This window comes from Roseateles sp. P5_E4 (assembly GCF_054049255.1).
Window position 1 is genome coordinate 126103 of record NZ_JBFUMS010000011.1, and the last position, 24116, is coordinate 150218.

21 protein-coding genes and 1 tRNA gene are annotated in these 24116 nt (G+C 66.0%); 10 read left to right on the plus strand and 12 right to left on the minus strand.

Features of this window, described 5'->3' with window-relative positions:
• Positions 1 to 36 precede the first annotated feature (36 nt).
• Positions 37 to 690, minus strand: coding sequence for a protein-L-isoaspartate O-methyltransferase family protein (locus tag ACXJLH_RS21225; RefSeq protein ID WP_457446051.1), 654 nt, complete (start codon positions 688 to 690; stop codon positions 37 to 39).
• A 47-nt stretch (positions 691 to 737) separates the two neighbouring features.
• A complete protein-coding gene (locus ACXJLH_RS21230; protein ID WP_235531847.1) occupies positions 738 to 1373 on the minus strand; it encodes a TetR/AcrR family transcriptional regulator in 636 nt (211 codons plus the stop codon).
• A gap of 128 nt (positions 1374 to 1501) precedes the next feature.
• Here ACXJLH_RS21230 and ACXJLH_RS21235 point away from each other — a divergent pair, with 128 nt between their 5' ends.
• Genes ACXJLH_RS21235 through ACXJLH_RS21260 form a run of 6 tightly spaced genes read left to right on the plus strand, consistent with a single transcriptional unit; the run spans position 1502 to position 7055 of the window.
• Positions 1502 to 2326, plus strand: coding sequence for an undecaprenyl-diphosphate phosphatase (locus tag ACXJLH_RS21235; protein WP_056193396.1), 825 nt, complete (start codon positions 1502 to 1504; stop codon positions 2324 to 2326).
• 12 nt (positions 2327 to 2338) lie between these two features.
• A complete protein-coding gene (gene map, locus ACXJLH_RS21240; RefSeq protein ID WP_056193392.1) occupies positions 2339 to 3160 on the plus strand; it encodes a type I methionyl aminopeptidase in 822 nt (273 codons plus the stop codon).
• Between the two features lie 3 nt (positions 3161 to 3163).
• On the plus strand, positions 3164 to 5752 hold the full coding sequence (locus tag ACXJLH_RS21245; RefSeq protein ID WP_457446053.1) for a [protein-PII] uridylyltransferase: 2589 nt from the start codon (positions 3164 to 3166) through the stop codon (positions 5750 to 5752).
• Positions 5753 to 5802: 50 nt separating this feature from the next.
• Entirely contained in the window at positions 5803 to 6645 is an 843-nt protein-coding gene (locus tag ACXJLH_RS21250; RefSeq protein ID WP_457446055.1) for a DUF2189 domain-containing protein, read from the plus strand.
• 3 nt (positions 6646 to 6648) lie between these two features.
• A complete protein-coding gene (locus ACXJLH_RS21255) occupies positions 6649 to 6867 on the plus strand; it encodes a DUF2788 domain-containing protein (protein WP_056193383.1) in 219 nt (72 codons plus the stop codon).
• Complete coding sequence (locus tag ACXJLH_RS21260; protein WP_457446057.1) at positions 6864 to 7055, plus strand: hypothetical protein; 192 nt, start codon at positions 6864 to 6866, stop codon at positions 7053 to 7055. The genes ACXJLH_RS21255 and ACXJLH_RS21260 overlap by 4 nt, the downstream gene beginning before the upstream one ends.
• Before the next feature lie 3 nt (positions 7056 to 7058).
• Here the strand turns inward: ACXJLH_RS21260 and ACXJLH_RS21265 are convergent, their stop codons facing one another.
• The 4 genes from ACXJLH_RS21265 to ACXJLH_RS21280 all read right to left on the minus strand — a co-directional run bounded on the left by ACXJLH_RS21265 (position 7059) and on the right by ACXJLH_RS21280 (position 10428).
• Positions 7059 to 7634 carry a DUF3501 family protein gene (locus tag ACXJLH_RS21265; RefSeq protein ID WP_457446059.1) on the minus strand — a complete coding sequence of 192 codons (576 nt, stop codon included), beginning with the start codon at positions 7632 to 7634 and terminating at the stop codon, positions 7059 to 7061.
• Entirely contained in the window at positions 7631 to 8980 is a 1350-nt protein-coding gene (locus ACXJLH_RS21270) for a (Fe-S)-binding protein (RefSeq protein WP_457446061.1), read from the minus strand. Before ACXJLH_RS21270 ends, ACXJLH_RS21265 begins: the two co-directional genes overlap by 4 nt.
• Before the next feature lie 59 nt (positions 8981 to 9039).
• A complete protein-coding gene (locus ACXJLH_RS21275; protein ID WP_457446063.1) occupies positions 9040 to 9459 on the minus strand; it encodes a rubrerythrin family protein in 420 nt (139 codons plus the stop codon).
• A gap of 78 nt (positions 9460 to 9537) precedes the next feature.
• Positions 9538 to 10428 carry an alpha/beta hydrolase gene (locus ACXJLH_RS21280; RefSeq protein ID WP_457446065.1) on the minus strand — a complete coding sequence of 297 codons (891 nt, stop codon included), beginning with the start codon at positions 10426 to 10428 and terminating at the stop codon, positions 9538 to 9540.
• Between the two features lie 62 nt (positions 10429 to 10490).
• Here ACXJLH_RS21280 and ACXJLH_RS21285 point away from each other — a divergent pair.
• Positions 10491 to 10566, plus strand: a tRNA-Ala gene (locus tag ACXJLH_RS21285).
• 177 nt (positions 10567 to 10743) lie between these two features.
• On the opposite strand, the gene ACXJLH_RS21290 is transcribed toward ACXJLH_RS21285, so the two are convergent.
• From ACXJLH_RS21290 to ACXJLH_RS21300, 3 genes are all read right to left on the minus strand, one after another.
• Positions 10744 to 11934 (minus strand): aminotransferase-like domain-containing protein, encoded by a 1191-nt coding sequence (locus ACXJLH_RS21290; RefSeq protein ID WP_457446067.1) that lies wholly within the window; start codon positions 11932 to 11934, stop codon positions 10744 to 10746.
• 195 nt (positions 11935 to 12129) lie between these two features.
• Positions 12130 to 13116, minus strand: coding sequence for an agmatinase (speB, locus tag ACXJLH_RS21295; protein ID WP_457446069.1), 987 nt, complete (start codon positions 13114 to 13116; stop codon positions 12130 to 12132).
• 393 nt (positions 13117 to 13509) lie between these two features.
• Positions 13510 to 14388, minus strand: coding sequence for a LysR family transcriptional regulator (locus ACXJLH_RS21300; RefSeq protein WP_457446071.1), 879 nt, complete (start codon positions 14386 to 14388; stop codon positions 13510 to 13512).
• A gap of 122 nt (positions 14389 to 14510) precedes the next feature.
• Between ACXJLH_RS21300 and hglS the strand changes: the two genes are divergently transcribed.
• Together hglS and ACXJLH_RS21310 are read left to right on the plus strand one after the other, a co-directional pair.
• Entirely contained in the window at positions 14511 to 15845 is a 1335-nt protein-coding gene (gene hglS / locus ACXJLH_RS21305) for a 2-oxoadipate dioxygenase/decarboxylase HglS (protein ID WP_457446073.1), read from the plus strand.
• Positions 15842 to 17338, plus strand: a complete 1497-nt coding sequence (locus ACXJLH_RS21310) for an FAD-binding oxidoreductase (RefSeq protein ID WP_457446075.1) — start codon at positions 15842 to 15844, stop codon at positions 17336 to 17338. Before hglS ends, ACXJLH_RS21310 begins: the two co-directional genes overlap by 4 nt.
• Here ACXJLH_RS21310 and ACXJLH_RS21315 read toward each other — a convergent pair.
• Both ACXJLH_RS21315 and ilvB read right to left on the minus strand, forming a co-directional pair.
• Positions 17299 to 17964 carry a glutathione S-transferase family protein gene (locus tag ACXJLH_RS21315; RefSeq protein ID WP_457324749.1) on the minus strand — a complete coding sequence of 222 codons (666 nt, stop codon included), beginning with the start codon at positions 17962 to 17964 and terminating at the stop codon, positions 17299 to 17301. The genes ACXJLH_RS21310 and ACXJLH_RS21315 overlap by 40 nt on opposite strands.
• 155 nt (positions 17965 to 18119) lie before the next feature.
• Positions 18120 to 19904: a biosynthetic-type acetolactate synthase large subunit gene (gene ilvB / locus ACXJLH_RS21320; RefSeq protein ID WP_457446077.1), complete on the minus strand. Its 1785-nt coding sequence runs from the start codon at positions 19902 to 19904 to the stop codon at positions 18120 to 18122.
• Positions 19905 to 20071: 167 nt separating this feature from the next.
• Here ilvB and ACXJLH_RS21325 point away from each other — a divergent pair, with 167 nt between their 5' ends.
• A complete protein-coding gene (locus ACXJLH_RS21325) occupies positions 20072 to 20554 on the plus strand; it encodes an Lrp/AsnC family transcriptional regulator (RefSeq protein WP_457324747.1) in 483 nt (160 codons plus the stop codon).
• Positions 20555 to 20568: 14 nt separating this feature from the next.
• Here ACXJLH_RS21325 and ACXJLH_RS21330 read toward each other — a convergent pair whose 3' ends face one another.
• On the minus strand, positions 20569 to 24081 hold the full coding sequence (locus tag ACXJLH_RS21330; protein WP_457446079.1) for an indolepyruvate ferredoxin oxidoreductase family protein: 3513 nt from the start codon (positions 24079 to 24081) through the stop codon (positions 20569 to 20571).
• Positions 24082 to 24116 lie beyond the last annotated feature (35 nt).

Here is a 24116-nt window from a genome sequence, read left to right on the forward strand (position 1 = left end):
GGTCGTTTTACGGCGACGGGCTGCATCCGGCCTGGCTTAGAAGCTGAACGCCGGCGCTTCGGCGAAACCGGGCAGGCGGCCGGCCACCGTGTCAAACATCTCGACGGTGCGGAAGTCGCTCGCGCCGGTGCGCGTGACGAGCACGGCGCGCATGACAGGCGCCTCGCCGACGATGGCCGCCAGGCGCCCGCCGACCTTGAGCTGGTTCAGCAAGGCCTGCGGCACCGACGCGACCGAGCCGGACAGCAGGATCACGTCGAAGGGTTCCTCAGCCGGCAGCCCCGCGGCGCCGTCCTGGTTCAGCACCGTGGCGTTCAGCACGCCGGCGCGCTTCAGGTTGGCCGCGGCGGCGGCGGCCAGGCCGGCGTCGGCCTCCAGCGCAATGACGCGCTGCGCCTTGTGGCCCAGCAGCGCGGCCAGGTGGCCCGTGGCAGCGCCGATCTCCAGCACCTTCTCGTGGCGCTGCACCTTGAGTTCCTGCAGCAGCCGGGCCTCCACCTTGGGTGCCAGCATGCGACGCGTGGCCGTCAGCGGCAGCTCGGTGTCGACGAAGGCCTGGAGCCTGTGCGCCTCGGGCACGAAGTCCTCGCGGTGCACCACGCGCAACAGCTCCAGCACGCTGGGGTCGAGCACATCCCAGGGGCGGATCTGCTGCTCGATCATGTTGAAGCGGACTTGTTCGAGGTTCATCTTGTTCTCCGAGGCGCGGTCGACGGCAAAAAGCAAAATTCTAGAGGTCAGCCCGGCGTGGCAAGCAAGCCATGCAGCAGCAGCGACATCTGGGCGTCCAGCAACTCCTCGGCGCCCATGGTCTGGTGGCAGATGTCGTGCTCACCGAAGGAGTGCTCGTGCAGCAGCATGTGCAGCATGGGCGCGATCAGCATGTGCACCGTGGCCTCGACGGGCACGGCGCGGAACTCGCCGGTGCGGATGCCACGCTCGATGAGGCCGCCGATCAGCGCCTGGGACGGCCGGATGACCTCCTCCACATAGAAACGCGCCAGCTCGGGGAAGTTGCGCGCCTCGACCATCATGATCTTGCAGACGACGCCGGCATTGCCATGGCCGACCTTGGCCCACCAGGCCTGCATCATCTGGCTCAGCAGCTCGGCGATGGAGCCCTGGTACAGCGCCGCCTGGGCAGCCGATTCGGCGATGTGCACGGACAGGTTGTCGCGCACCATGGCCTTGAAGAGCTCGTCCTTGCTGGGGTAGTAGCGGTAGAGCGTGCCCTTGGCGACGCCGGCACGCGCCGCGATTTCCTCGCTGCGCGTGGCGGCGAAGCCCTTCTCGACGAAGAGCGCCAGGGCGGCGTCCAGCAGCTCCTGCGGGCGGGCGTCCTTGCGGCGTTGGCGGGGGGTGGCGGTGGCCAAGATGGCGAAGTTAATGACCGGAGGGTCAGTAATGTAGCCCCCGGGGGCAGCCGGCTGCAAGGACATGCCACGCCTGCTCGCTACACTGCGCCGCCTTTTTCCTATTGCACGCCGTTCGGAGCCTTTACGTGGATGTCATCCTGCTGATCAAAGCCGCCGTCATGGGCATCGTCGAGGGACTGACCGAGTTCCTGCCCGTCTCGTCCACGGGCCATCTGATCCTGACCGGCAGCCTGCTGGGCATGACGGATGCCAAGTCCAAGGTCTTCGATATCGCCATCCAGAGCGGCGCCATCCTGGCCGTGCTGATCGTCTACTGGGCGCGCATCCGCGAGGCCCTGGGCGGCATCACCAACAGCGCCAAACAGCAGCGCTTCGTCGCCAACATCGCCATCGGCTTCCTGCCCGCCGGCCTGGTCGGTCTGACGGTCTACAAGGCCATCAAGGCGCATCTGTTCAACGCGCCCGTCGTCGCCGGCGCTTTCATCGTCGGCGCGCTGATCATCCTGTGGGTGGAGAAGCGCGCCCAGCCGGTGGCCCGCGTGCAGAGCGTGGATGACATGACGGCGCTGGACGCCCTCAAGGTCGGTCTCGTGCAATGCCTGGGCATGATCCCCGGCACCAGCCGCTCGGGCGCCACCATCATTGGCGGCATGCTGCTGGGCCTGTCGCGCAAGGCGGCGACCGACTTCTCCTTCTTCCTGGCCATCCCGACGCTGATCTCGGCCGGCGGCTACAGCCTGTGGAAGGAGCGCCACGCGCTGTCCATGGCCGACGCGCCGATGTTCGCCGTCGGTTTCATCGTCAGCTTCCTGGCCGCCTGGGCCTGCGTGCGCTGGCTGCTGCGCTACGTGGCCACCCACAACTTCGTGCCGTTTGCCTGGTATCGCATCGCCTTCGGCGTCGTCGTGCTGGCAACCTGGCTGACCGGTACGGTTATCTGGGCGGACTGAGATAATTAGGTCATGGCCATCACGATCAAGACCGCAGCCGATGTCGAAGGCATGCGCATCGCCGGGCGCCTGGCGTCCGAAGTGCTCGACATGCTCACGGCGCACGTCAAGCCGGGCGTCACCACCAACGAGCTGGACAAGCTCGCGCACGACCACATCGTCAACGTGCAGCAGGGCATCCCGGCGCCACTGAACTACTGCCCGCCCGGCTACATCCCCTACCCCAAGTCGATCTGCACCTCGGTCAACAGCCAGGTCTGCCACGGCATCCCGAATGACAAGCCGTTGAAGAACGGCGACATCGTCAATATCGACGTCACCGTCATCAAGGACGGCTGGCATGGCGACACCAGCCGCATGTTCGTCGTCGGCGAGGGCTCCATCGCGGCCAAGCGGCTGTGCGCCTTCACCTACGAGGCCATGTGGAAGGGCATCGCCAAGGTCAAGCCCGGCGCGCGCCTGGGCGACATCGGCCACGCCATCCAGACCTTTGCCGAGAACGCCGGCTTCTCCATCGTGCGCGAGTTCTGCGGCCACGGCATCGGCCAGGTCTTCCATGAGGAGCCGCAGGTGCTGCACTACGGCCGCCCCGGCACGCTGGACGAACTCGTACCCGGCATGATGTTCACCATCGAGCCCATGATCAACGCCGGCCGCCGCGAGATCCGCGAGATGGGCGATGGCTGGACCATCGTCACCAAGGACCGCTCGCTTTCCGCCCAGTGGGAGCACACCATCCTCGTCACCGACACCGGCTACGAGGTCATGACGCTGTCGGCCGGCAGCCCACCGCCGCCCGCCTTCATCACGCAGGCCGCTGCGGCGACCGCGTAAGCCGTGGCCACGCTCGCCGAGCTCCGCCAGCAGTTCAAGGCGGGCAAGCAGACGCTGATCGACGACTTCCTGGCCGCGCGGCCCACGCAGGCCGGCGCCCAGACGCTGCTGCGCCGCCTGGCCCGCCATGTCGACGACGCGCTGCGCGCGCTCTGGGACGGTGCCGGCATGCCCGCGGGCTCCTGTCTTGCGGCCGTCGGCGGCTACGGCCGTGGCGAGCTCTTCCCGCATTCCGACGTCGACGTGCTGGTGCTGCTGCCCGATGGCGTCGAGGCCCATGTGCCCGGCCCGGTCAAGTCGGCCATCGAAGGTTTCATCACGGCCTGCTGGGACCTGGGCCTGGAGATCGGCTCCTCGGTGCGCACGCTGGGGGAATGCCTCAGCGAGTCCGAGGGCGACGTGACCATCCAGACGGCCCTGCTCGAGGCCCGGCCACTGGCCGGAGACGCCAAGCTGTTCAAGCTGATGGCCAAGCGCTTCATGGCGGCCATGGACCCCAAGGCGTTCTTTCGCGCCAAGACCCTGGAGAGCCTGCAGCGCCACACCAAGTTCGACGACACGCCCTACGCGCTGGAGCCCAATTGCAAGGAAAGCCCCGGCGGCCTGCGTGACCTGCAAATGCTGATCTGGATCGCTCGTGCGGCCGGCCTGGGAAAAACCTGGAAGGCCCTCAGCGCACGCGGCCTCATCACGCCCTTCGAGAGCCGCCAACTGCAGCGCAACGAGGGTCAATTGACGCTGATCCGCGCGCGCCTGCACGCCGTCGCCGGCCGGCGCGAGGACCGCCTCGTGTTCGACTTGCAGACCGCCGTCGCGCAGAGCTTCGGCTTCGAGAGCACGGCCTCGCAGCGAGCCTCCGAAGTGCTGATGCGGCGCTACTACTGGGCGGCCAAGGCTGTCACGCAGCTGCACCAGATCTTGCTGCTGAACCTGGAGGAGCAGATCAACGGCTCCCAGCAGGGCCTGCTGCGGCCCATCGACGGCCACCCGGACTTCCTCGACCGCGGCCGCATGCTGGAGGTCGCCAGCGACGACCTGTACCAGCGCGACCCGCACGCCATCCTGCGCACCTTCCTGATCTACCAGCAGACGCCGGGCATCAAGGGCCTGTCGGCGCGCACGCTGCGGGCGCTGTACAACGCCCGCGGTCTGATGGACGCCGCCTGGCGCCGTGACCCGGTCAACCGTGCGACCTTCATGACCATGCTGCGCGAGCCCGAGGGCCAGACGCATGCCTTCCGGCTCATGAACCAGACCTCGGTGCTGGGGCGCTACCTGTGGGTGTTCCGCGCCATCGTCGGGCAGATGCAGCACGACCTCTTCCACGTCTACACCGTGGACCAGCACATCCTGATGGTGCTGCGCAATGTGCGGCGCTTCTTCGTGCCGGAGCATGCCCACGAGTACCCGTTCTGCTCGCAACTTGCCGCGCAGTTCGACACGCCCGAGCTGCTCTATATCGCCGCCCTCTTCCACGATGTGGCCAAGGGCCGCGGCGGCGACCACTCGGAGCTCGGCGCCACCGAGGTGAAGCGCTTCTGCCGCCAGCATGGGTTGAACGCGGAGGACACGGCCATGTGCGTCTTCCTCGTCGAGCACCACCTGACGATGTCGCGCGTGGCGCAGAAGGAAGACCTGTCCGACCCCGACGTTATCGCCGCCTTCGCCGCCAAGGTCGGTGACGTGCGTCGCCTGACGGCGCTGTACCTGCTGACCGTCGCGGACATCCGCGGCACCAGCCCCAAGGTCTGGAATGCCTGGAAGGGCAAGCTGCTCGAGGACCTCTACCGCATCACGCTGCGTGCCTTGGGTGGAGCCAAGATCAATCTCGACGCCGAGATCGAGGCACGCAAGGCCGAGGCCCGCCAGGACCTGGCCCTGCACTCCCAGCTTCCCGGTACCGAGGAGCCGCTGTGGAAGACGCTGGCCATCAGCTATTTCGCCCGCCATGACGGCGCCGAGCTGGCTTGGCACGCGCGTTCGCTGTGGCGCCATGTCGAGACTCAGGTGCCCGTCGTGCGCGCGCGTCCCTCGCCCATCGGCGAGGGCCTGCAGGTCCTGGTCTACGCACCCGACCAGCAGGACCTGTTCGCCCGCATCTGCGGTTATTTCGACGGTGCCGGCTTCAGCATCCTCGATGCCAAGGTGCACACGACACGCAAGGGCTATGCGCTGGACACCTTCCAGGTCATCCGCCCCGAAGCCGACGTGCACCACCGCGACCTCGTGCCGCTGGTGGAGCAGAAACTTAGCGCGGCGCTGCAGACCGGCGGCCCGCTGCCCGAGCCGCGGCGCGGGCGCCTCTCGCGCCGCGTCAAGAGCTTCCCCTACACGCCGCGCATCTCACTGCGCCCGGACGAGCGCGCAACGGCCTGGTTGCTGACGATCTCCACCAGCGACCGCGCCGGCCTGCTCTACGCCATCGCGCGCGTGCTGGCGCGACACGGCATCAATCTGCAGCTGGCCAAGATCTCGACGCTGGGCGAGCGCGTTGAAGACACCTTCTTGCTCGACGGCCCGGCACTCCAGCAGAACAAGGCCCAATTGCAGATCGAGAGCGAGCTGCTGGACGCGGTGTCGCTGCCGGCCTGACCAGCCCACCCTGCCAGCTTCGCTGCAGTGGCTGCCCAACGCAGCACGGCTTGAGCCGCATCAAGGCAGCCGGGGCCGAGCACGCCACACTTGGCACCGCCATGCCCAACCGCTACAGCGAACAGGCCCTGAGGGAGTCCCAGGCCTTCGGCGTCCGTCCCATTCCCGTGCTGCGCCCGCTGGGCTGGCTCGCGCGCGGCTGGCAGGACCTGTGGCAGGCACCGCTGGCCTCCCTCGCCCACGGCCTGGTCATGGCCGCGTTCGGCGCCCTGCTCTTCGCGCTGGCGCGTGATCGCTTCTGGTTGCTGGCGGGCGCCTTCACCGGCTTCCTCATCGTCGCGCCCATCCTGGCCACCGGCCTGTACGCCCTCAGCCGCGAGCTGGGCCAGGGCGGGCGGCCCGGCTGGCGCACGGTGCGCGACGCCTGGCGCCCGCGCGACGGCCGGCTCATCGTCTTCGGCGCGCTGCTGGCCTTCGCCGGCGCGGGCTGGGTGCTGTGCTCCGCGGCCTTCGTGACCGGCTTTGCCGCCGACCCCATCCACAGCCCGCGCGACTTCCTGCTCAAGGTCGTGCTGAACGACGAGTCCCACCTGTTCGAGACCTGGCTCATGCTCGGTGCGGTGCTCGCCGCGCCGGTGTTCGCGTCCACCGTCGTGGCCATCCCGGCGCTGGTGGACCTGCCCCCGCACAAGCTGGGCGTGCTCGGCGCGGTGTTCACGAGCTGGAAGGTCGTGCTGGCGCACCCCGCCCCGATCGCGCTCTGGGCCGCCCTCATCCTCGCATTGACGCTGCTGGGCATGGCCACCGCGCTGCTGGGCCTGATCCTCGTCGTGCCTTGGCTCGGCCATGCGAGCTGGCACGCCTACCGCGACCTCGTCACCCGCCGGGACTGAACCATGTGGGGCTACACCGAAGCCGAGATCGCGCAGTTCGGCCTGACCTTCGGGGTTGGCGCCTTCATGCTCTACATGGTGTTCATCATCCTGCAGCTGGCGCGCGAGTCCAAGGCGGGGCGCTTCGGCACCTTCGTGCTGCTGCTGGGCCTGGGCTTCGGCCTCGTCGGCTTCGCGGCCAAGGGCGTCATCAAGTACTTCCTGTCCGGAGCCATCGGATGAAGCCGCCGTCGCCGGCAAGCCGCACCCCGAAGCACAGCCATTTCGAGGACGCCCACGCCCTGCTCACCGGCACGCTGTTCGCCGCGCTGGTGCCGCTGGATCGCATCGGTCTGTCGCTGCTGGGCATGGCTGCCATCAACGCGGCTCTGACCATCAACCACCGGCCCGGCCGCTACGTGGCGACCTGAGCGTCACGCCAGATCACCGGCAAGGCTGGCCAGTGTCTCGGGCGTGATCTGCACGTGTGCGGGGTAGTGGGTGTGATCGCAGCCGAGCTTCACGCTCGCGCCCGCCTTGAGCGCCTGCCGCATGGCCGGTGTCAGCTCGAAGCGCACGAAGTGCACGGCCGAGGTCTTCTCGTCGTTCTCGCGGTCCAGGTCCTCGTCGGCGATGGCATAGACGCGCGGCTGGCCCTCCACCTCGATGAACATCCGGTCCTCCACGCCGATCAGCCGCGCCAGCTCGCGCTTGCGTTCGTTGGGGTCGGGATATTCGATGAGGAGCGTCCCCTTCCAGTTCGTGCCGTCGGGCACCAGCGGCGCATAGGCATCGATCTCGCCCTGGATGCCCTCTTCCTCGAAGATCTTCTCGATGCGCAGCATCTCCTGGATCTGGTAGCGAATGGTGCGCTCGTCCTCGAACTGCAGGTTCAGGTGCTCGCCCAGCTGCACGCTGCGCAGCCGGCGGTGGGCGACGATTGAACCCTTCTCGGCCTTGCGGAACTTCGCATAGGCCTCCAGCGTCATCAGGCTGTCTTTGGTGATCATGGCAAGCCGTAAGCAGTACGCATCAAGGTCAGCGGGTGGGCCAGGGCCTTGGCCGGCGTGCCGGCCTGCGCCATGCCCTGGGCGATGTGGTGGCCGGCCAGCGCACAGTCGCTGGCGATGAAGTCGGGCTCGTCCTTGGCCATGGCCTTGAACACCGGCTTGCCGATCTTCATCGCGACCGGGTGGGTGGGCGTCTTCACGCCATAGGTGCCCGCATGGCCCGAACAGCGCTCGACGGTGTTGAGCTTGACCTCCACGCTCAGGCCGATCAGCCTGAACATTTCCTCGGTCTTGCGGCCGATCTTCTGCACCCGGCCGTGGCAGGGCACGTGGTATGACACCCTGCCCAGGGCTTGCTTGAAATCGGTCCGCAGCAAGCCGTCCTTGTGGCGGGCGACGAGGTATTCGAACGGGTCCCACATCGCGTCCTGCACGAGCCTCACCGCCTCCTCGTCAGGAAACATCAGCGGCAGCTCCTGCTTGAACATCAACGTGCAGCTCGGGATGGCCGACAGGATGGCAAAGCCGTCCTTGGCATAGGGCGCCAGCGTGGCGATGTTGGCCGTCTTGTGCTTCTCCACCGTGGCCAGGTCGCCGAGCTCCAGCTTGGGCATGCCGCAGCAGGCTTCCTTTTCGACGAGGACATAGGGAATGGCGTTGTGCTCCAGCACCTTGAGCAGGTCAAAGCCGATGCCGGGCTCGTTGTAATTGACGTAGCAGGTCGAGAAGATGGCCACCTTGCCCGGCGTGCGCTCGCCGTTGGTGACGACTTGCGTCTGCGCCTTGGGCGCGCTCCAGCGAAAGCGTTGCGTCGCCAGCGCGGGCAGCCAGGCGTCGGGATGCACGCCCAACTGACTGTCCATCAGCTTGCGTGCGAACTTCGTGCGGTTCACGGCGTTGACGGCTTGCACGACGATGGGAATGCCGGCGAACTGGCCGTGCACGTCGGTGGAGGCCAGGAACTTCTCGCCGCCGCCGACCTCGCCCTTGCTGAACTTGATCGCCTTGGCACGCAGCATGGTGTGCGGGAAGTCGACATTCCACGGGTGCGGCGGCACATAAGGACACTTGGTCAAGTAGCAGAGGTCGCACAGATAACACTGGTCGACCACCTTCCAGAAATCCCGCTTGTCCACGCCATCCAACTCGCCGGTCTTGCCCTCGTCGATGAGATCGAACAGCGTCGGGAAGCTCTGGCACAGGCTGACGCAGCGCCGGCAGCCATGGCAGATGTCGAAGATGCGCTCCATCTCGTGGAGGCATGCCGCCTCGTCGTTGAACTCGGCGCTCTTCCAGTCGAGGGCGTGGCGAGTCGGCGCCTCGAGATTGCCTTCCCTGATGCTCATCGCGGCTCCTGGCCAAGAGGACGGCGGCCGCTGGATTCAGCGGCCGCTCGGTGGACCGCTCAGTCGACCAGCGCGTCCAACGCCTTCTGATACCGGTTGGCATGGGACCGCTCGGCCTTGGCGAGCGTCTCGAACCAGTCGGCAATCTCGTCGAAGCCCTCGTCACGCGCCGTCCTGGCCATGCCCGGGTACATGTCCGTGTACTCGTGCGTCTCGCCGGCCACGGCGGCCTTGAGGTTGTCGCGCGTCGGGCCGATGGGCAGGCCGGTGGCGGGGTCGCCCACGGCCTCCAGGAACTCGAGATGGCCATGGGCATGGCCCGTCTCGCCTTCGGCCGTGGAGCGGAACAAAGCCGCCACGTCGTTCTGCCCTTCGATGTCCGCCTTGTTGGCGAAGTAGAGGTAGCGGCGGTTGGCCTGGGATTCGCCCGCAAAGGCGTCCTTCAGGTGCTGCTCGGTCTTGGAACCTTTCAAGCTCATCGCAGTCTCCGTGGGGTGGGAGACAGCGACGCTACTCCCGCGCGGCCACGCCCAGCCAATGGATAGCTTCAATGCACCTCATAGCAGGCCGCTATACCAGCGCAAACCGAGCAGCTGGCGCGCGAGTTGATGGGAGCGCCCCTGCGGGTCGGCCAGGTCGTGCAGCACGGTGAAATGGTTGCAGCCTGGCAACTCTTCGCAGACCGGTACTGCGCGTGCGCCCCAGGCTCGGCGGATCAGCTGGTTCTGGCGCCGGTACTCCTCACTCTCCAGGGCACCGACGACGGCGAACAGCGTCTGCGGCGAGCGCGGCGGCGGAAAGTGGATGGGGCTCAGCCGGCGCACGCTGGCCGCATCCAGCTGAAGATCGGTCTGCAGAAAGGGCACGCGGCGCAGCGACGCCAGGTCGTGCAGGCCCGACACCGACATTGCGCCCTGCACAAGGCGCCGCGGCAGGTCCTTGCCGACACGCTTCCAGTCGCAGCAGCTCAGCATCGCCGCCAGATGACCACCGGCCGAGTGGCCGACGAGGACGATGCGGCTGGGGTCGCCGCCATGCTCTGCCGCATGCCGCCAGGCCCAGGCCACGGCTGAAGTGAGCTGCATCGCGATGCGCTCGATGCTGACGCCCGGGCAGAGGTCGTAGTTCGGCACGACGACGAGGGCTCCTTCGTCCGTGAAGCCTGCGGCCAGGAAGGAATAGTCCGACTTGTCCAGGGACCGCCAGTAGCCGCCATGGATGACGACGAGAACCGGCGCGAAACCGCCGGCAAACGCCGGGTCAGGCGTGAAGACGTCCAGCGTCTGCTTGGGATCAGGCCCGTAGCGCAGGTCCAGATGGCAGCTGGAGCGCTCGCGCACCAGCGCAGACGCCTGGGCCCAGCGCCCGAGGATGTCGGCACTGTCGGCCACACGCTGGCGGTTGTTGTACTGGGCCTCGAACCAGGCCGTCGGCTTGCGGGGCGTCATGGGCGAAGACGATAGCAGCCGGCCAAGATCCTCCAGCCAGGGCTATACTTTTTCGGTCGCGTGGGGGGGTAGCTCAGCTGGGAGAGCGCCGCGTTCGCAATGCGGAGGTCGGGAGTTCGATCCTCCTCCTCTCCACCACCTGACCCTCCCTGGCGATCCCGCATGCGACTTTAAGCATTGGCTTGCAGCCGCTGCAGGGCTTATGTTTACGGTGCAGTCTGCAGTGACCCTGTCCCAGGTTCCAATGCCTCCAGTCACATCGCCCCCGTCCGGGGGGTACGTTGCCTCGCCGCATGACCTCGGATTCGCCTTCACTTAGGCGTTCTGGGCCTGCGCGGCCTGCCGAATTGAGTCCGCCAACGAGGCCACTCCCTGCATGATTCTCCCGGCAGATTCTGTGACGAATGACAGCCTCATTGCGTTGCACAAAGGATCAGCCGCGTAGAACGCGGCGCCTGGCACGAAGCTCACACCGCGTTCGACTGCAAGCGGCAGCAACTTCGCGGTGTCCAAACCACTTGCCAAGGTCAACCAGCAAAACATTCCTCCGGTTGGAGTACTCCACGAAGCAAGGCCACGCATATGGGCCTGAAGAGCATCCACCATGGCATCACGCCCTTGCCGGTATTTCGCGCGAACCTCCGTCAGATGCTTTTCGAGAATGCCCCTTCCCAACAAGTCAGCCACCACATGTTGCGCGAATGTCCCGCTGTGCAAGTCTGCGGCTTGCTTGGCTTGAACCAGCTTGCCGTAGACGGCGGTTGGAGCAACTGCGTAGCCGAGCCGCAGTCCAGGCGCGAGAATTTTTGAGAATGACCCTAAATAGACAGTTCCCTCTGGCCAATGAGCAGCGATGGGCTCCGCCGGAGGCTGTTCGAACCAAAGATCACCGTAGGGATCATCTTCAACCAGTGGCAATCCAAGGGATTGGGCCTGATCGGCAATCTGTGCGCGCCGTGCCTTGGAAATGCAGCGCCCTGTAGGGTTCTGAAAATTGGGCAGGAGATAAAGCGCCCGGGCATCACCCACGTCTCGCAGACTCCCTGGCATAGGCCCGAATTCGTCACACCGAACCTCCACGGTGTCCGCCTCATAGGGTGCAAACGCCTGCAGTGCTCCCAGGTAGGTTGGCGACTCAACCGCTACCTTGGTGCCCCTTTCGAGAAGAACTTTGCCAACGAGATCCAGCCCTTGCTGCGACCCGCTGGTGATCAGCACCTGATCAGCACTAACCGTCAGACCTTGTTGCCTCATTCGCTCAGCGACCCATTCGCGCAGCAGGAGCAGGCCCTCTGTGGTGGTGTACTGCAGGGCCATGTGAGAAGACTGAGAGAGCACCCTTCGGCACGACTCCCGAATTTCCTCAGTCGGAAAGCTGTCGGGCGAGGGCAAGCCGCCGCCCAGCGAGACAAGGCCAGGGCGCCCCATCAACTTCATGAGCTCTCGAATCATCGAGGGGGACAACTGGCCCGTACGCCGGGCGTACTTGAAAGGATTGGTGATCATGGCAGGCGCTGCGCGACTCTTTTCATCGCAGTGTTCATCGGTCTTGTCGGCCAGCTGGAGCCGGCCGCGTGAAATATCCGGGCCAGGCCGTCGTCGCTGGAAGATGAGCCCCTGCGGAGTTTCGAGCTCTGCACCGGAAGAACTGCTACTCGACCAGGCGAGATCATCGAGAGACGTTCAATGGTGACTGCGTCCTCAACTGCATGCCTCGCGCGCATGGCTCTTGCGGTCGTGGAAGATGAATCCAATGCTATTGAGCAGGAGCTGTGCTGCCAGGATCGACGTGGTTCCAGCGGGGTCGTAAGCGGGCGCGACTTCCACCAAATCCATGCCAACGATGTTCCCGTTGCTGCGTCGTGAAAGCGCCTGGATGATCTCCAGCACTTCGTAGTAGAGAAAGCCGCCGTGGCTGGGCGTGCCAGTACCTGGTGCGATAGACGGATCGAAGCCGTCGATATCGACGGTGATGTAGTACGAAACTCCCTCAGGAATCTTTGCCAGCACGCCCTCGGATCCCAATCGGCGCGCATCCCGAACCGAGAGAATCTGCGAGCCCGCCCTGCGTGCATCGTCGTAGTCGGAACGATTTGATGACGACACGTTGCGGATGCCGATCTGCGTCATCCCGACAACGTGATCCATTTCCGAGGCACGCCGCAGCGGGCTTCCGTGTCCAAATCGCACACCGTGACGTTCGTCTACGAAGTCCAAGTGCGCATCGACGTGCAGGATGTGTATCGGCCCCCGGCCGGCAAAGGCCTTGATTGCCGGCGCATGTACAGAGTGATCGCCCCCCAGCACCACTGGCATCGCCCCCTGCTCAAGCATCTTGCGTACAGCCAACTCAATGTTGGCGTTGCTCTTCGCCATGTCGGTGTGAATGATGTCGGCGTCGCCGACATCGACCATGCGCACCTGCTCCTTGGTCAGATACAGGACGTCGTCCTCGAAGTCGTAGGCGCCAGCATGTCCGAAGGAGAACAAAGTCGAGGCCTCACGGATGCCGCGTGGCCCGAATCGCGCGCCTGGGCGCCATTGAGTGCCCATGTCATTGGGAGCCCCAAGTATGGCGACGTCGGCATCGATGTGATTCCAATCGACGCACGCAGGAGACTTGGCAAAGGTGCAGTGCCCAACAAACGGAAGGTTTAGGCGACCGGATTCGTACTCATTTTTGGCCATGAACGTCCTACTGTGTTTGACTCGGCTCGCACGCGTGTCGCGCCGTGGACGGAAATTTGGCCATCGCGCCTGCCTCATGAAAATGAGGAACCAGCGATGCATACATCGGCCGCGGCCGTTGTATTGGCAGGAAGTGGTCAGCAGCGCCACCGTCGCCAGGTGGAAGAGTCAAGATGGCCTGCGGCCGGAAAAACGAGCGGAGCGCCGCTTCGCGCACCAGGGCAACAGCGCAACCCGGGAGATTGCGTCGGTGAGGGACGCACTGGCTACGCTCGATTGCCGTACGGCGCCACGCAAGATCCATTGCCCGGCGTTCGCGTCAACCGCATGAAATTCAATTGACTACCGAGCTGGCGAGCGAAGCCATAAGACCATCGGCGCCGCGCCTCTTGATCACCCCCCCTGTCTGTGCTTCGCCTGACCTAGCAGCCAAGTGCTGAACTCTCGCACCAGGGTGTCGCCCTGGCGCGAGTGCGGCACCACGAGGTGGTAAGCCTGGCCGGAGAGCACGTGGGCTTCGTCCAGCGCCAGCAGCCGCCCGTCGGCCAACTCAGCCTCAACGAGGACGCGCGGCACCAGCGCCACGCCCAGGCCGGCGGCGGCGGCTTCTGCCACCATGGCGAACTGCTCGAAGTGCGGTCCCTGATGAGCGCGTGGCGCTTCGACCTCGGCGTGCTCGAACCACTCGGCCCACTGCGTGGGCCGCGTCACCTGTTGCAGCAGGCGGCATTGGGCAATGTCGGCGGGGCGCTTGAGCGTGTGGCTGCGCTTGAAGGCCGGGCTGCACACGGGGATCAAGGATTCGACCATGAGCTCCGTGCACGTGGCCTGCGGCCAGACCGGCTCGCCGAAGTGGATGGCGAGGTCAAAGGGCTCGGCAGCGAAGTCGAACGGGTGGCTGCGCGCCGCGAAGTTGATGGTCACCTCGGGGTGGGCTTGGGTGAAGCCCGGCAGCCGAGGAATGAGCCAGCGCGTGCCGAATGTCGGCAGCACGGCGATGTTGAGCACGGCCTGCTCCCCCGAGAGGCTCATGATCTTGTGTGTGGCCGCCGACATCGCCTCCAGCGCCTGGCGCAGCTCGGCGGCGTAGAGCCGGCCGGCGTCGGTCAACACGACGCGCTGGCGCACGCGATGAAAGAGCGCCACCCCCAGGCTCTCCTCCAGGCTGGTAATTTGCCGGGACAACGCGCTTTGCGTGAGGTGCCGCTCCTCGGCCGCGCGCGAAATGCTGGCGTACCGAGCGGCGGCCTCAAAGGCCAGCAGGTGATTCATTGGCGGCAAGAGTTGGCGCTTAAACGTCACGCACGGATTGTGAGTTCATTCGATATTGGAATGAACTACTTCGAATTCATCGATGGCGCCGCCGCTGGTTTTTCAGCACAGTCTCGGCCACCATGCCGATGAGCTTCACCCCCGATCAGACCCGCGCCCGCTTCGCCGAAGCGATGTCTCAGACATACCGCCAGGAAGTGCCGCTGTACGGCCACCTCGTCGATTTGGTGAACGCCGTCAATGCTGAACAAGGCACAGAGGACTCACGCCTGGCCGTCGAGCGCCACGGCGCTATCCGCGTGGGCACGGCAGCGGAGCTGTCCATGATGCGCCGCCTGCTGGCCGTGCTCGGCATGCAGCCAGTGGGCTACTACGACCTGTCGGTGGCCGGCATCCCGGTGCACTCCACGGCCTTCCGTCCGGTGGGCGAGGCATCGCTGGCGCGCAACCCCTTCCGCCTCTTTTGCTCGCTGCTGCGCACCGAGCTGATCGCCAGCCCGCAGGTGCGCCAGCTTGCCGAGAACGCCCTGGCCGGCCGCCAGATCTTCACGCCCGGCTGCGTGCGCCTGATCGAGCGCTTCGAGGCCCGGGGCGCGCTCTCGGCCGACGAGGCCGAGGAATTCGTCCAAGAGACGCTGCACACCTTCCGCTGGCGCGGTCATGCGACGGTGAGCCAGGCGGTCTACAGCGCCATCAAGGCTCAGCATCCGCTGGCGGCCGACGTGGCCTGCTTCCCCAACCCCCACATCAACCACCTCACCCCGCGCGTGCTGGACATCGACGCCGCGCAAGCCGCCATGCGGGAGCGTGGCCTGCCGGCCAAGGCCGTGATCGAAGGCCCGCCGCGCCGCGCCGTACCCATCCTGCTGCGCCAGACCGCCTTCAGCGCCTTGTGTGAGGACGTGACCTTTGCCGACGGCACGCGAGGCGACCACACCGCCCGCTTTGGCGAAATCGAGCAGCGCGGCTGCGCCCTCACGCCCAAGGGCCGCCAGCTCTACGACAAGCTGTTAGAGCGTGCCCGGCGTTCCGCGCAGCAGCATGGGGCGGTCGAGCCCAGGGCCCTGGCCGAGAACCTCCACCGTGAGTTCGAAGCCTTCCCCGACGACCTGGAGGCCTTGCGCCGAGAGGGCCTGGCCTACTTCCGCTACTCGCTCAGCCCCGAGGCGGGCAAGGTCCGTCTACCCGCCAGCCTGGTGGACATCAATGCACTGGTGAGAGAGGGCTTGCTGCACGTGGAGCCTCTAACCTACGAAGACTTCCTGCCCGTCAGCGCAGCCGGCATCTTCCGCTCCAACTTGGGCGAGCAAGACGGTGGCGTGTTCGCGTCGCATTCCAACCGAGCAGCCTTCGAAGCCGCGCTGGGTGCCAACGTGCTCAACGAGTTTGAGCTCTACCGCGAAGCCGAGGGCGCGTCGCTGGCCGACTGCTTGCGCCAGTTGGCGCGCGCCGCATGACCGGACTGGCTGAGCGCCTGCGCGCCGAACTTGGCGAGCGGGCCGTCCTGCTGGATGGGCAAGACCTGGCTCCCTACCTGCAGTCTGCCCGCCACGGCGCGGGCCTGACGCGCGGCGTGATCCGGCCCAGCAGCCTGGCGGCGATCTCATGGACGGTCGCCGAGCTGGTGCGCTCGGGCGAGCCCTTCGTGGTGCAGGGCGCCGCCACCGGCCTCGTGGCCGGCGCCACGCCCAGCCGCGATGGCCGCCAGTGGGTGCTCTCCACTCAGTCCCTGCGTGACCGACTGGAAATCGACCCCTTGAGCCGCAGCGCCGTCGTGTCGGCCGGCCACCGGCTCTCGGACCTGAACCGTGCCGCCGCCAAGCAGGGCCTGTGCTTTCCCATCGACCTTGGCGCTGACCCGAGCTTGGGCGGCATGATCGCCACCAACACTGGCGGCGCGCGCCTGATCCGCTATGGCGGCGTGCGCGAGAACTTGCTGGGCCTGCAAGGCGTGCTGCTGCACCCGCCGGGCCAAGTGGTGGGCCAGCTCCACGGCCTGCGCAAGAACAACACAGGCCTGGACTGGAGCCAACTGCTGTGCGGCAGCTTCGGGGCCTTCGGCCTCGTCACCCATGCCGTGGTCAAGCTGCACGCCCTGCCCCGGCAAACCGCCACCGCGCTGCTGGCCTTGCCGTCCGCTGCCGTGGGCGTGCAGTTGCTGGCCGACTTGGAGGCCGAACTGGGCGACTTCGTCACGGCCTTCGAGGGCATCTCCGGCCCGGCATTGGCGGCCGTGGTGCGGCACCTGCCGGGCGCGACCGCGCCGTTTGCCGAACTGCCGGTCTATGCCGTGCTCGTGGAGCTGACCTCGACGCTGGGCGTCGACCAGGGCCTCGATCTCAATGCCCTGCTGCTGTCCTGGCTGGAGCGCCAGATGGAGTCGGGTGCCGAACTGCTCGACGCCGTGGTGGACAAGCCCGAAAAGCTCTGGCGACTGCGTCACGGCCTGAGCGAAGCCGTGCAGCACCTCGGACGCATGCTGGCCTTTGACCTCTCGGTCACGCGCTCACGCTTTGCGCCCCTGCGCGAGCAGGCCCTGGCCGTGATCGCCGAGCACCTGCCCGACGCGCAGGTCTGCGACTTCGGCCACCTGGGCGATGGCGGCATGCACCTGAACTTCGTGGTGCCTTGGGACACGGCCGAGGGCCGCATCGCAGCGCTGCGCGAGGCCATTTACGACCTCACCGTGCGCGAGTTCGGCGGCAGCTACAGCGCCGAGCACGGCGTGGGCCCCAGCAACTCGGCCTTCTACCACCGCTACACCGACGCAGCCACGCTGGACTGGGCGGCCGCGCTGCACCGGCACTTCGACCCGGCCAGACTGCTGGGCAACGTTCGACTGGATCAAGCCACGGGTTCCGGGGCGACTCCACCGGGGAGCTCAAGCAGCCTGCATCACGCAGGCTCACTTCAAAGAGTGTCAGGCGCGGGCACGAGCGACACCCCTTGAGCCTGAGCCGCCGCCGCCTGCGCCCGCATCGCGCGCACGTAGGCGTCTCGCTGCTGCAGGCGCAGCCAATACGCCGCCACAGCCGGCGTGAAGCGTTCGGCAATCCCGAGATACTGCGCCAACATCAAGGCATAGCCGACGGAGACGTCCGCGGCAGTGAACCGGCCGGCACACAGATACGGCTGCTCAGCCAGCAGCGGCTCCAGCGTACGCAACCGGGCAAGGAACCACTTCGTGTAGTCCTCGGCCACTGCGGGCTGTCGCCTTGGCTCCGGCTCGAACCGCGAGTAGCGCAGCACCAAGGTCTGCGGGAAGGTCAGTGTCGCCTCGCCGAAGTGAAGGAAATTCAGGAAGGCGCCAAAGCCTGTTTCGCCCGGTTCGACTTGCAGCGTCGTCGGGGCACTCAGCGCGCACAGGTACTCGCAGATCGCGGCGGACTCGGTCATGCGGACATCGCCGTCAACCATCAAGGGCACGGTTCCCAGGGGGTTCTCGTCGAGATACCAGCGCGCCGACACGCGCGGCGGAAACGGCAGCAACAGGAGCTTGTAGGGCAGCTCAAGCTCCTCCAGCATCCACAAGGGCCGGAAGGAGCGTGCGCTCATGCAGTGATAGAGGGTAACCATGAAGTTGCTCCATCGGCGGCCGCAAGCGGCACGCCGGTCAAATCAATGTGCGGGCATGGCGCGCAGCTTCTCGCGCGCCCACGCATCGGCAACACGGTTGGGCGCAGCGCCAGCGGCACGGTCAAGCAGTTCCGCGACCCGTGAACCGCTGCTCATCATTGCGCGTACACCCGGTCTTTGCCCAACATCACCTGCTGATGCCCGCATCCGGCAGGGATCATCGGGAAGCAGTTCTCCTGGGCCACGACTGCCACATCCAGAAAATACGGTTGGTCGGACGCCAGGCATTCGGCCAGCGCTGCGTCCAGTTCGCTGCGCTGGGTGACACGGCGGGCCCGCCAGCCAAAGCCACGGGCCACGGCCACAAAGTCGGGCAGTGCCGCGGTGTAGCTGTGGCTGTAGCGCCCCCCGTGGATCAGTTCCTGCCACTGGCGCACCATGCCCATGTAGCCGTTGTTGGACAACACCACCTTCACCGGCGTGCGATGCTGCACGGCGGTGGACAGCTCCTGGATGTTCATGAGGATCGATGCATCGCCGCTGACGCAGACCACAGTCTTGTCCGGGTGGGCGACCTGCGCGCCGATGGCCGCCGGCAGGCCGTAGCCCATCGTGCCGGCGCCGCCTGAGGTCAGCCAGCGCATGGGCTTCTCGAAGCTCAGGTGCTGGGCGGCCCACATCTGGTGCTGACCGACGTCGGTGGAGACGATGGCGTCCAACTTGCTGAGTGCTGCCTGCAAGCGCGTCATCAGCGCCTGCGGTGCAATCGCACCTGTCCCATCGTCGTAGGCCAAGGATCGCTCGGCCCGCCAGCACTTGATGCGAGTCCACCATGGCGCCAGCCGATCCCGCGGAACAGGCAGGTCTGCAAAATGTGTCAACAACTGGGTGAGAGCAGACTCGCAGTCCCCGACGATGGGGATGTGGGCCTTGACCGTCTTGTTGATCGAGGTCGGGTCGATGTCGATGTGAACAACACGCGCTTGCGGACAGAACTGGTCGAGCCGGCCGGTGACGCGGTCATCGAAACGTGCGCCGACGCAGACGATCAGATCGGCATGGTGCATCGCCAGATTGGCTTCGAGCGTGCCGTGCATGCCCAGCATGCCCAACCACTGCGGGTCGGACGCCGGGTAGGCGCCGAGCCCCATCAATGTGAGCGTGCAGGGCGCGCCGGCAGCGCGCACCAGCTGGCGAAAGGCTTGACAGGCCTCGACGCCCGAGTTGATCAAGCCCCCGCCACCGTAGAACACGGGTCTTTGGGCTTGGCGGATCGCGTGTGCCGCAGCCTCAATCTGGGCAAGAGTGGAGCGCTTGAACGGCATCGGCACCGTCGGCGTTGGCGTTGGCGGCGCCAGCCGTTTCGTGACCTTTCGCTGCTGGAGGTCTTTGGGGAAATCCACCAGCACCGGACCGGGCCGTCCGCTCCGCGCGACGGCCACGGCCTTATGCACCACGGCTTCGATGTCGTCAGCACGGCGAAGTTGCACGTTCCACTTGGTCACCGAGCGCGAGATGCCGAGTGCGTCGCACTCCTGGAACGCGTCAGTCCCGATGGACGACGTGGCCACCTGGCCGCTGATGCACAGCACCGGCACCGAGTCGCACAGCGCGTCGAGCAGCCCGGTGGTGGTGTTGCTCATGCCAGGACCCGAGGTCACAAACACCACGCCCAATCTGCCGGTCGAGCGCGCATAGCCCTGGGCCGCATGCACTGCGGCCTGCTCGTGGCGCACCAGCACATGGCGCAGGCGAGGCTCGCTGTGCAGAGCGTCGTAGAGCGGCAGCACCGCTCCACCCGGATAGCCGAACACCGTGTCGATGCCAAGCGCAAGCAGGGTGTCGATCAGCAGCGCGGCGCCGGTGACCTCGAGCACCTCGTCGGCCGCGCTTGCAGGCGGCCCAAAGGCCCGGGTGGCGGGAACTTCGACGTCGATCATGGGGAGGCTGTTCATGCTGCTACTGTTCCCGAACTTTCGCAAAAAGTGCTTCTGTTTTTTCCGAAAAAAATACCAACCAAAGCAAATCTTGCTGACAAATCACAACGAGCGGAAAATATTTCTGAAGCACTAGAAACACGACGGACCATCAGTCCAAGATCATCGCCATGCCCAAACCCAAAGCACCTGAACTCGACCGCGTGGACTTCGCCATCCTGCGGGCACTGCAACGCGACGCGCGCCTGAGCCTGGCCGAAATCAGTGCCGAAGTGGGCCTGACCACATCGCCCTGCTGGACACGCATCAAGCGACTGGAAGACGCTGGTGTCATCGAGGGGTACTCGCTGCGGCTGAACGCCGAGAAGATTGGCCTGAAAGACATGGTGATCGTTCAGCTCACGCTCGACAGCCACTCTGACGAGGCGCTCGAACGCTTCGGCCGCGAGCTTGAGCGAATTCCAGAAATCCTGGAGGTCTTTCTCGTGTCCGGCGACTACGACTACCACTTGCGCATCGCCGTGGCCGACACGCGCGACTACGAACGTCTGCTGCGCGAGAAGCTCTACAAGATTCCAGGCATCCGGCACAGCAAGTCCAGCTTCGTGCTCAAGCAGCTGAAGAGGGGCGAGCTGCCATTGAACAGCCCGTAACCCTCGTGCAGTGTTCATGCGCGACGCGACAAGGCCGGGGCTAAGTTCCCTGTCTCGACGCCCTCGATTTGGCCCAGCAATCGAGCGCGCTCGGCCCGCATCCGCGCCAGATGTGCGGCCTTCACATGCCCGTATCCGCGAATGTGCTCAGGCAATTGGGCCAGTTGGACCACGGCCTGGAGTTGATCGCCTCGCAATTGCTTCAAAAGGCGGCCGAGTGTGCCCTCGTACTCATCCACAAGTTCCCGCTCCTCGCGCCGCTCGCGCGTGTAGCCGAAGACATCGAAGGGCGAGCCGCGCAGTCTCTTGAGTTTGGCAAGCACGCGCATCGCCTTGAGGACCCAGCCGCCGTACTCACGCTTGACGAGATGCCCGGTGGTCGGGTCTGTGCGGGCGAACAGGGGCGGCGCCAGGTAGACGGACAGCCTCAAATCGCCCTCGAACTCCGCGCGCAGCTCGGCCAGAAATTCCGGCGCGCTGTACAGCCGCGCCACCTCGTATTCATCCTTGTAGGCGAGCAGCTTGCTGAAGCCGACAGCCACCGCCTTTGCCAGGCGATCACTGCCCGGCGCCAAGCCTTGCTCGGCCTCTACCGCACGCTCGACCAGGGCACGATAGCGCTGCGCATAGCGCGAGTCTTGATAGTCAGTCAGCAGCTTGCTTCGATGCTCGACGATGGCAGCCAGGCTCTCGGGAGCGGGTTCCAACGAGGCAACAGCGCGATCGCCGCAACGGTGAATCGCCTCCTCGACCGCCGAGGCATCATGCACACACAGGCGCCCGAGCCTGAAGGCGCGCAGGTTGAGCGGCACCTGCACGCCATTGAGTTCAATCGCGCGTTCGATGGCCTCGACTCCCATGGGCAGCCAGCCACGCTGCGCAGCCATGCCCACCATCATCAGGTTGGCCCCAACCGGATCACCGCACAGCAACGTGGCCCATCTTGTCGCGTCGGCATAGTGGACGCGATGCGGCGGCAGCTTGGCGCTGACCTTGCTCTTGAGCAGCCCGGCATCGACACGGGCGTCCGCCTGGGTCACGAAGGCTGCCGTCGGCGCCACGCGGTCGTTGCCGAGGAAGCAGGTCTTCTCGCCATCCAGCGTGCGATAGCTCTCGTCCCCCAGTGCCGCGATCAGATCGAAAGCCAGCACGAGCGATGCGTCACCCAAACCCAGGCGTGGGCTGGCCACGACGCCGCCGGCCGGTGCCACACGCAGGTGGCTATAGACGGCACCGTTTTTTTGCGACAGTCCCGTCATGTCGTAGACGGAAGGCACCATGCCCTCGAGATGCGCCGCCATGGCCAGGATGGCACCCACCGTGATCACCCCGGTGCCGCCGATGCCGGCGATCATCAGGCCGAAGCCAGCCTCAGGCACGGGCAGACGCTCCGGCACCGGAACGCAAGCCAGGCGCTCGTCTCCAACCGCCGTGACGGATGGCCGACGCAGCCGCCCGCCTCGCACGCCGACGAAGGATGGGCAGAAGCCATTGGCACAGCTGTAGTCCTTGTTGCACGAGGCCTGGTTGATCGTCCGCTTCCTGCCCAAGGCTGTTTCCTTGGGATCGAGGCTGACGCAGCCGGAGCGCACGCCGCAATCACCACAGCCCTCACACACCGCGCTGTTGATGAAAAGGCGCTTGTCAGGGTCGATCAACTCGCCCTTCTTGCGGCGTCGGCGCTTTTCGGCGGCGCAAGTCTGCTCAAAGATCAGCACGGTGCAGCCGGCCGTGTCTCGAAGCTCGCGCTGCACCTCGTCGAGGTGGTCGCGATGTCGCACCTTAACGCCGGCGGGCAAACCCGAATCAGGGCCATACAGGGCGGGCTGGTCGCTGACCACGACCACGCGCTTGACCCCTTCGTGCAGCACCTGCTGAGCCATGGCGCCCACGGAAAGCGGGCCGTCCACCGGCTGCCCCCCGGTCATCGCGACGGCATCGTTGTAGAGAATCTTGTAGGTGATGTTGGCGCCGCTCGCCACGGCGGCCCGGATGGCCAGCAAGCCCGAGTGGTAGTAGGTGCCGTCGCCCAGATTCTGGAATACATGCCCAGCTTTCGAGAAGTGGTGCATCCCAACCCAATTGAGGCCCTCGCCGCCCATCTGCGTGCTGACCAGGGTGCGCGGTTTGGCCCACATCGCCATGCCATGACAGCCAATGCCCGCCATCGCCACACTGCCATCGGGAATCGCTGTCGAGGTGTTGTGCGGGCACCCCGAGCAGAAATAGGGCAGGCGCCTGCCGGTATCCGCCACGATGGCGGTCAGGGCGCCGCGATAGGCGCGAAGCGATTGCACGCGTTCGTCGAGAGCGGCATCGGCCAGGCCGTTGGCACGCAGGCGCGAGGCGATGGCCAGCGCCACGTCGATGGGTTCAAGCTGCTGGTCTGAGGCCAGCAGCGTCTGCTGATGCTCATCATTCTTGCCAACGATACGCGGCCGTGCCGCATCGTTGTAAAGGCAGGCGGCGGCCTGCGGCTCGACGAAGGCCTGCTTTTCCTCGACGAAGAACAGTTCTAGGCGCCCCTGCGCGAATGCCCTCAGACCAGTGGGCTCCAGCGGCCAGATCAATCCCACCTTGTAGACGGCCAAGCCGAGCTGCCCCGCGCGCTGATCGTCGATGCCCAGATAGCCCAGGGCCTGAATCACGTCCTGATACGCCTTGCCTGCGGTGACGATGCCAAAACGGCCCGACGCACCCAGTGTGATGCGATCCACTCCGTTGACCCGCGCGAAGCGATGCACCAGTGGCAACCGATGCCGGAGCAGGATGGCCTCATCCCGGCCGGGGCTGTAGACGCCCCGATAGTGGACTCCTTCGGAGGGCAGCAGGTCATCGGGCAGGGGTCGCTCGATGTGCAGCGCATCAAGATCCAGCGAGACGACGGTGGTCTGCTCAACCGTTTCGTTGACCACCTTCATCCCCACCCAGCAGCCGCTGTAGCGTGACAGCGCATAGCCCAGGAGCCCAAAGCGGACGATCTCGCCCACATCGGCCGGGTAGAGCATCGGCACGTTGTTGGCGGCCAGGGCCTGTTCGCTGTGATGGGCGATGGTCGAGGACTTGCCGGGATGGTCGTCACCGAACACCACCAGCACGCCGCCCAGTGGGTGGGTTCCGGCGTAGTGGCCGTGCTTGATGGCGTCGCCGGAGCGGTCCACACCCGGCCCCTTGCCGTACCAGAGCGCGAACACCCCGTCCACGCGGGCTGGGCCCAGCTGTTGCAGCTGTTGTGTGCCCCAGATGGCCGTCGCGGCAAGATCCTCGTTGACCCCCGGCTGAAAGACGACGTCGGCAGTCTTCAGCGCCTTGGCGGACTTCCAGAGCGCCGTATCGAAGCCGCCCAACGGCGATCCGCGGTAGCCGCTGACGTAGCCCGCCGTATGCAGCCCCGCGCGCCGGTCGAACTCGCGTTGCAGCAGCAGCAACCTGACGAGTGCCTGGGATCCGCTCAACATCACTTCACGGTGCCGCAGGTCATGGCGGTCGTCCAGCGATGCTGCCCTCAACAAACGGGCCTCTTCCAATTCGATCTCCTAGGCGGAAATTGCGACCCCGCGCC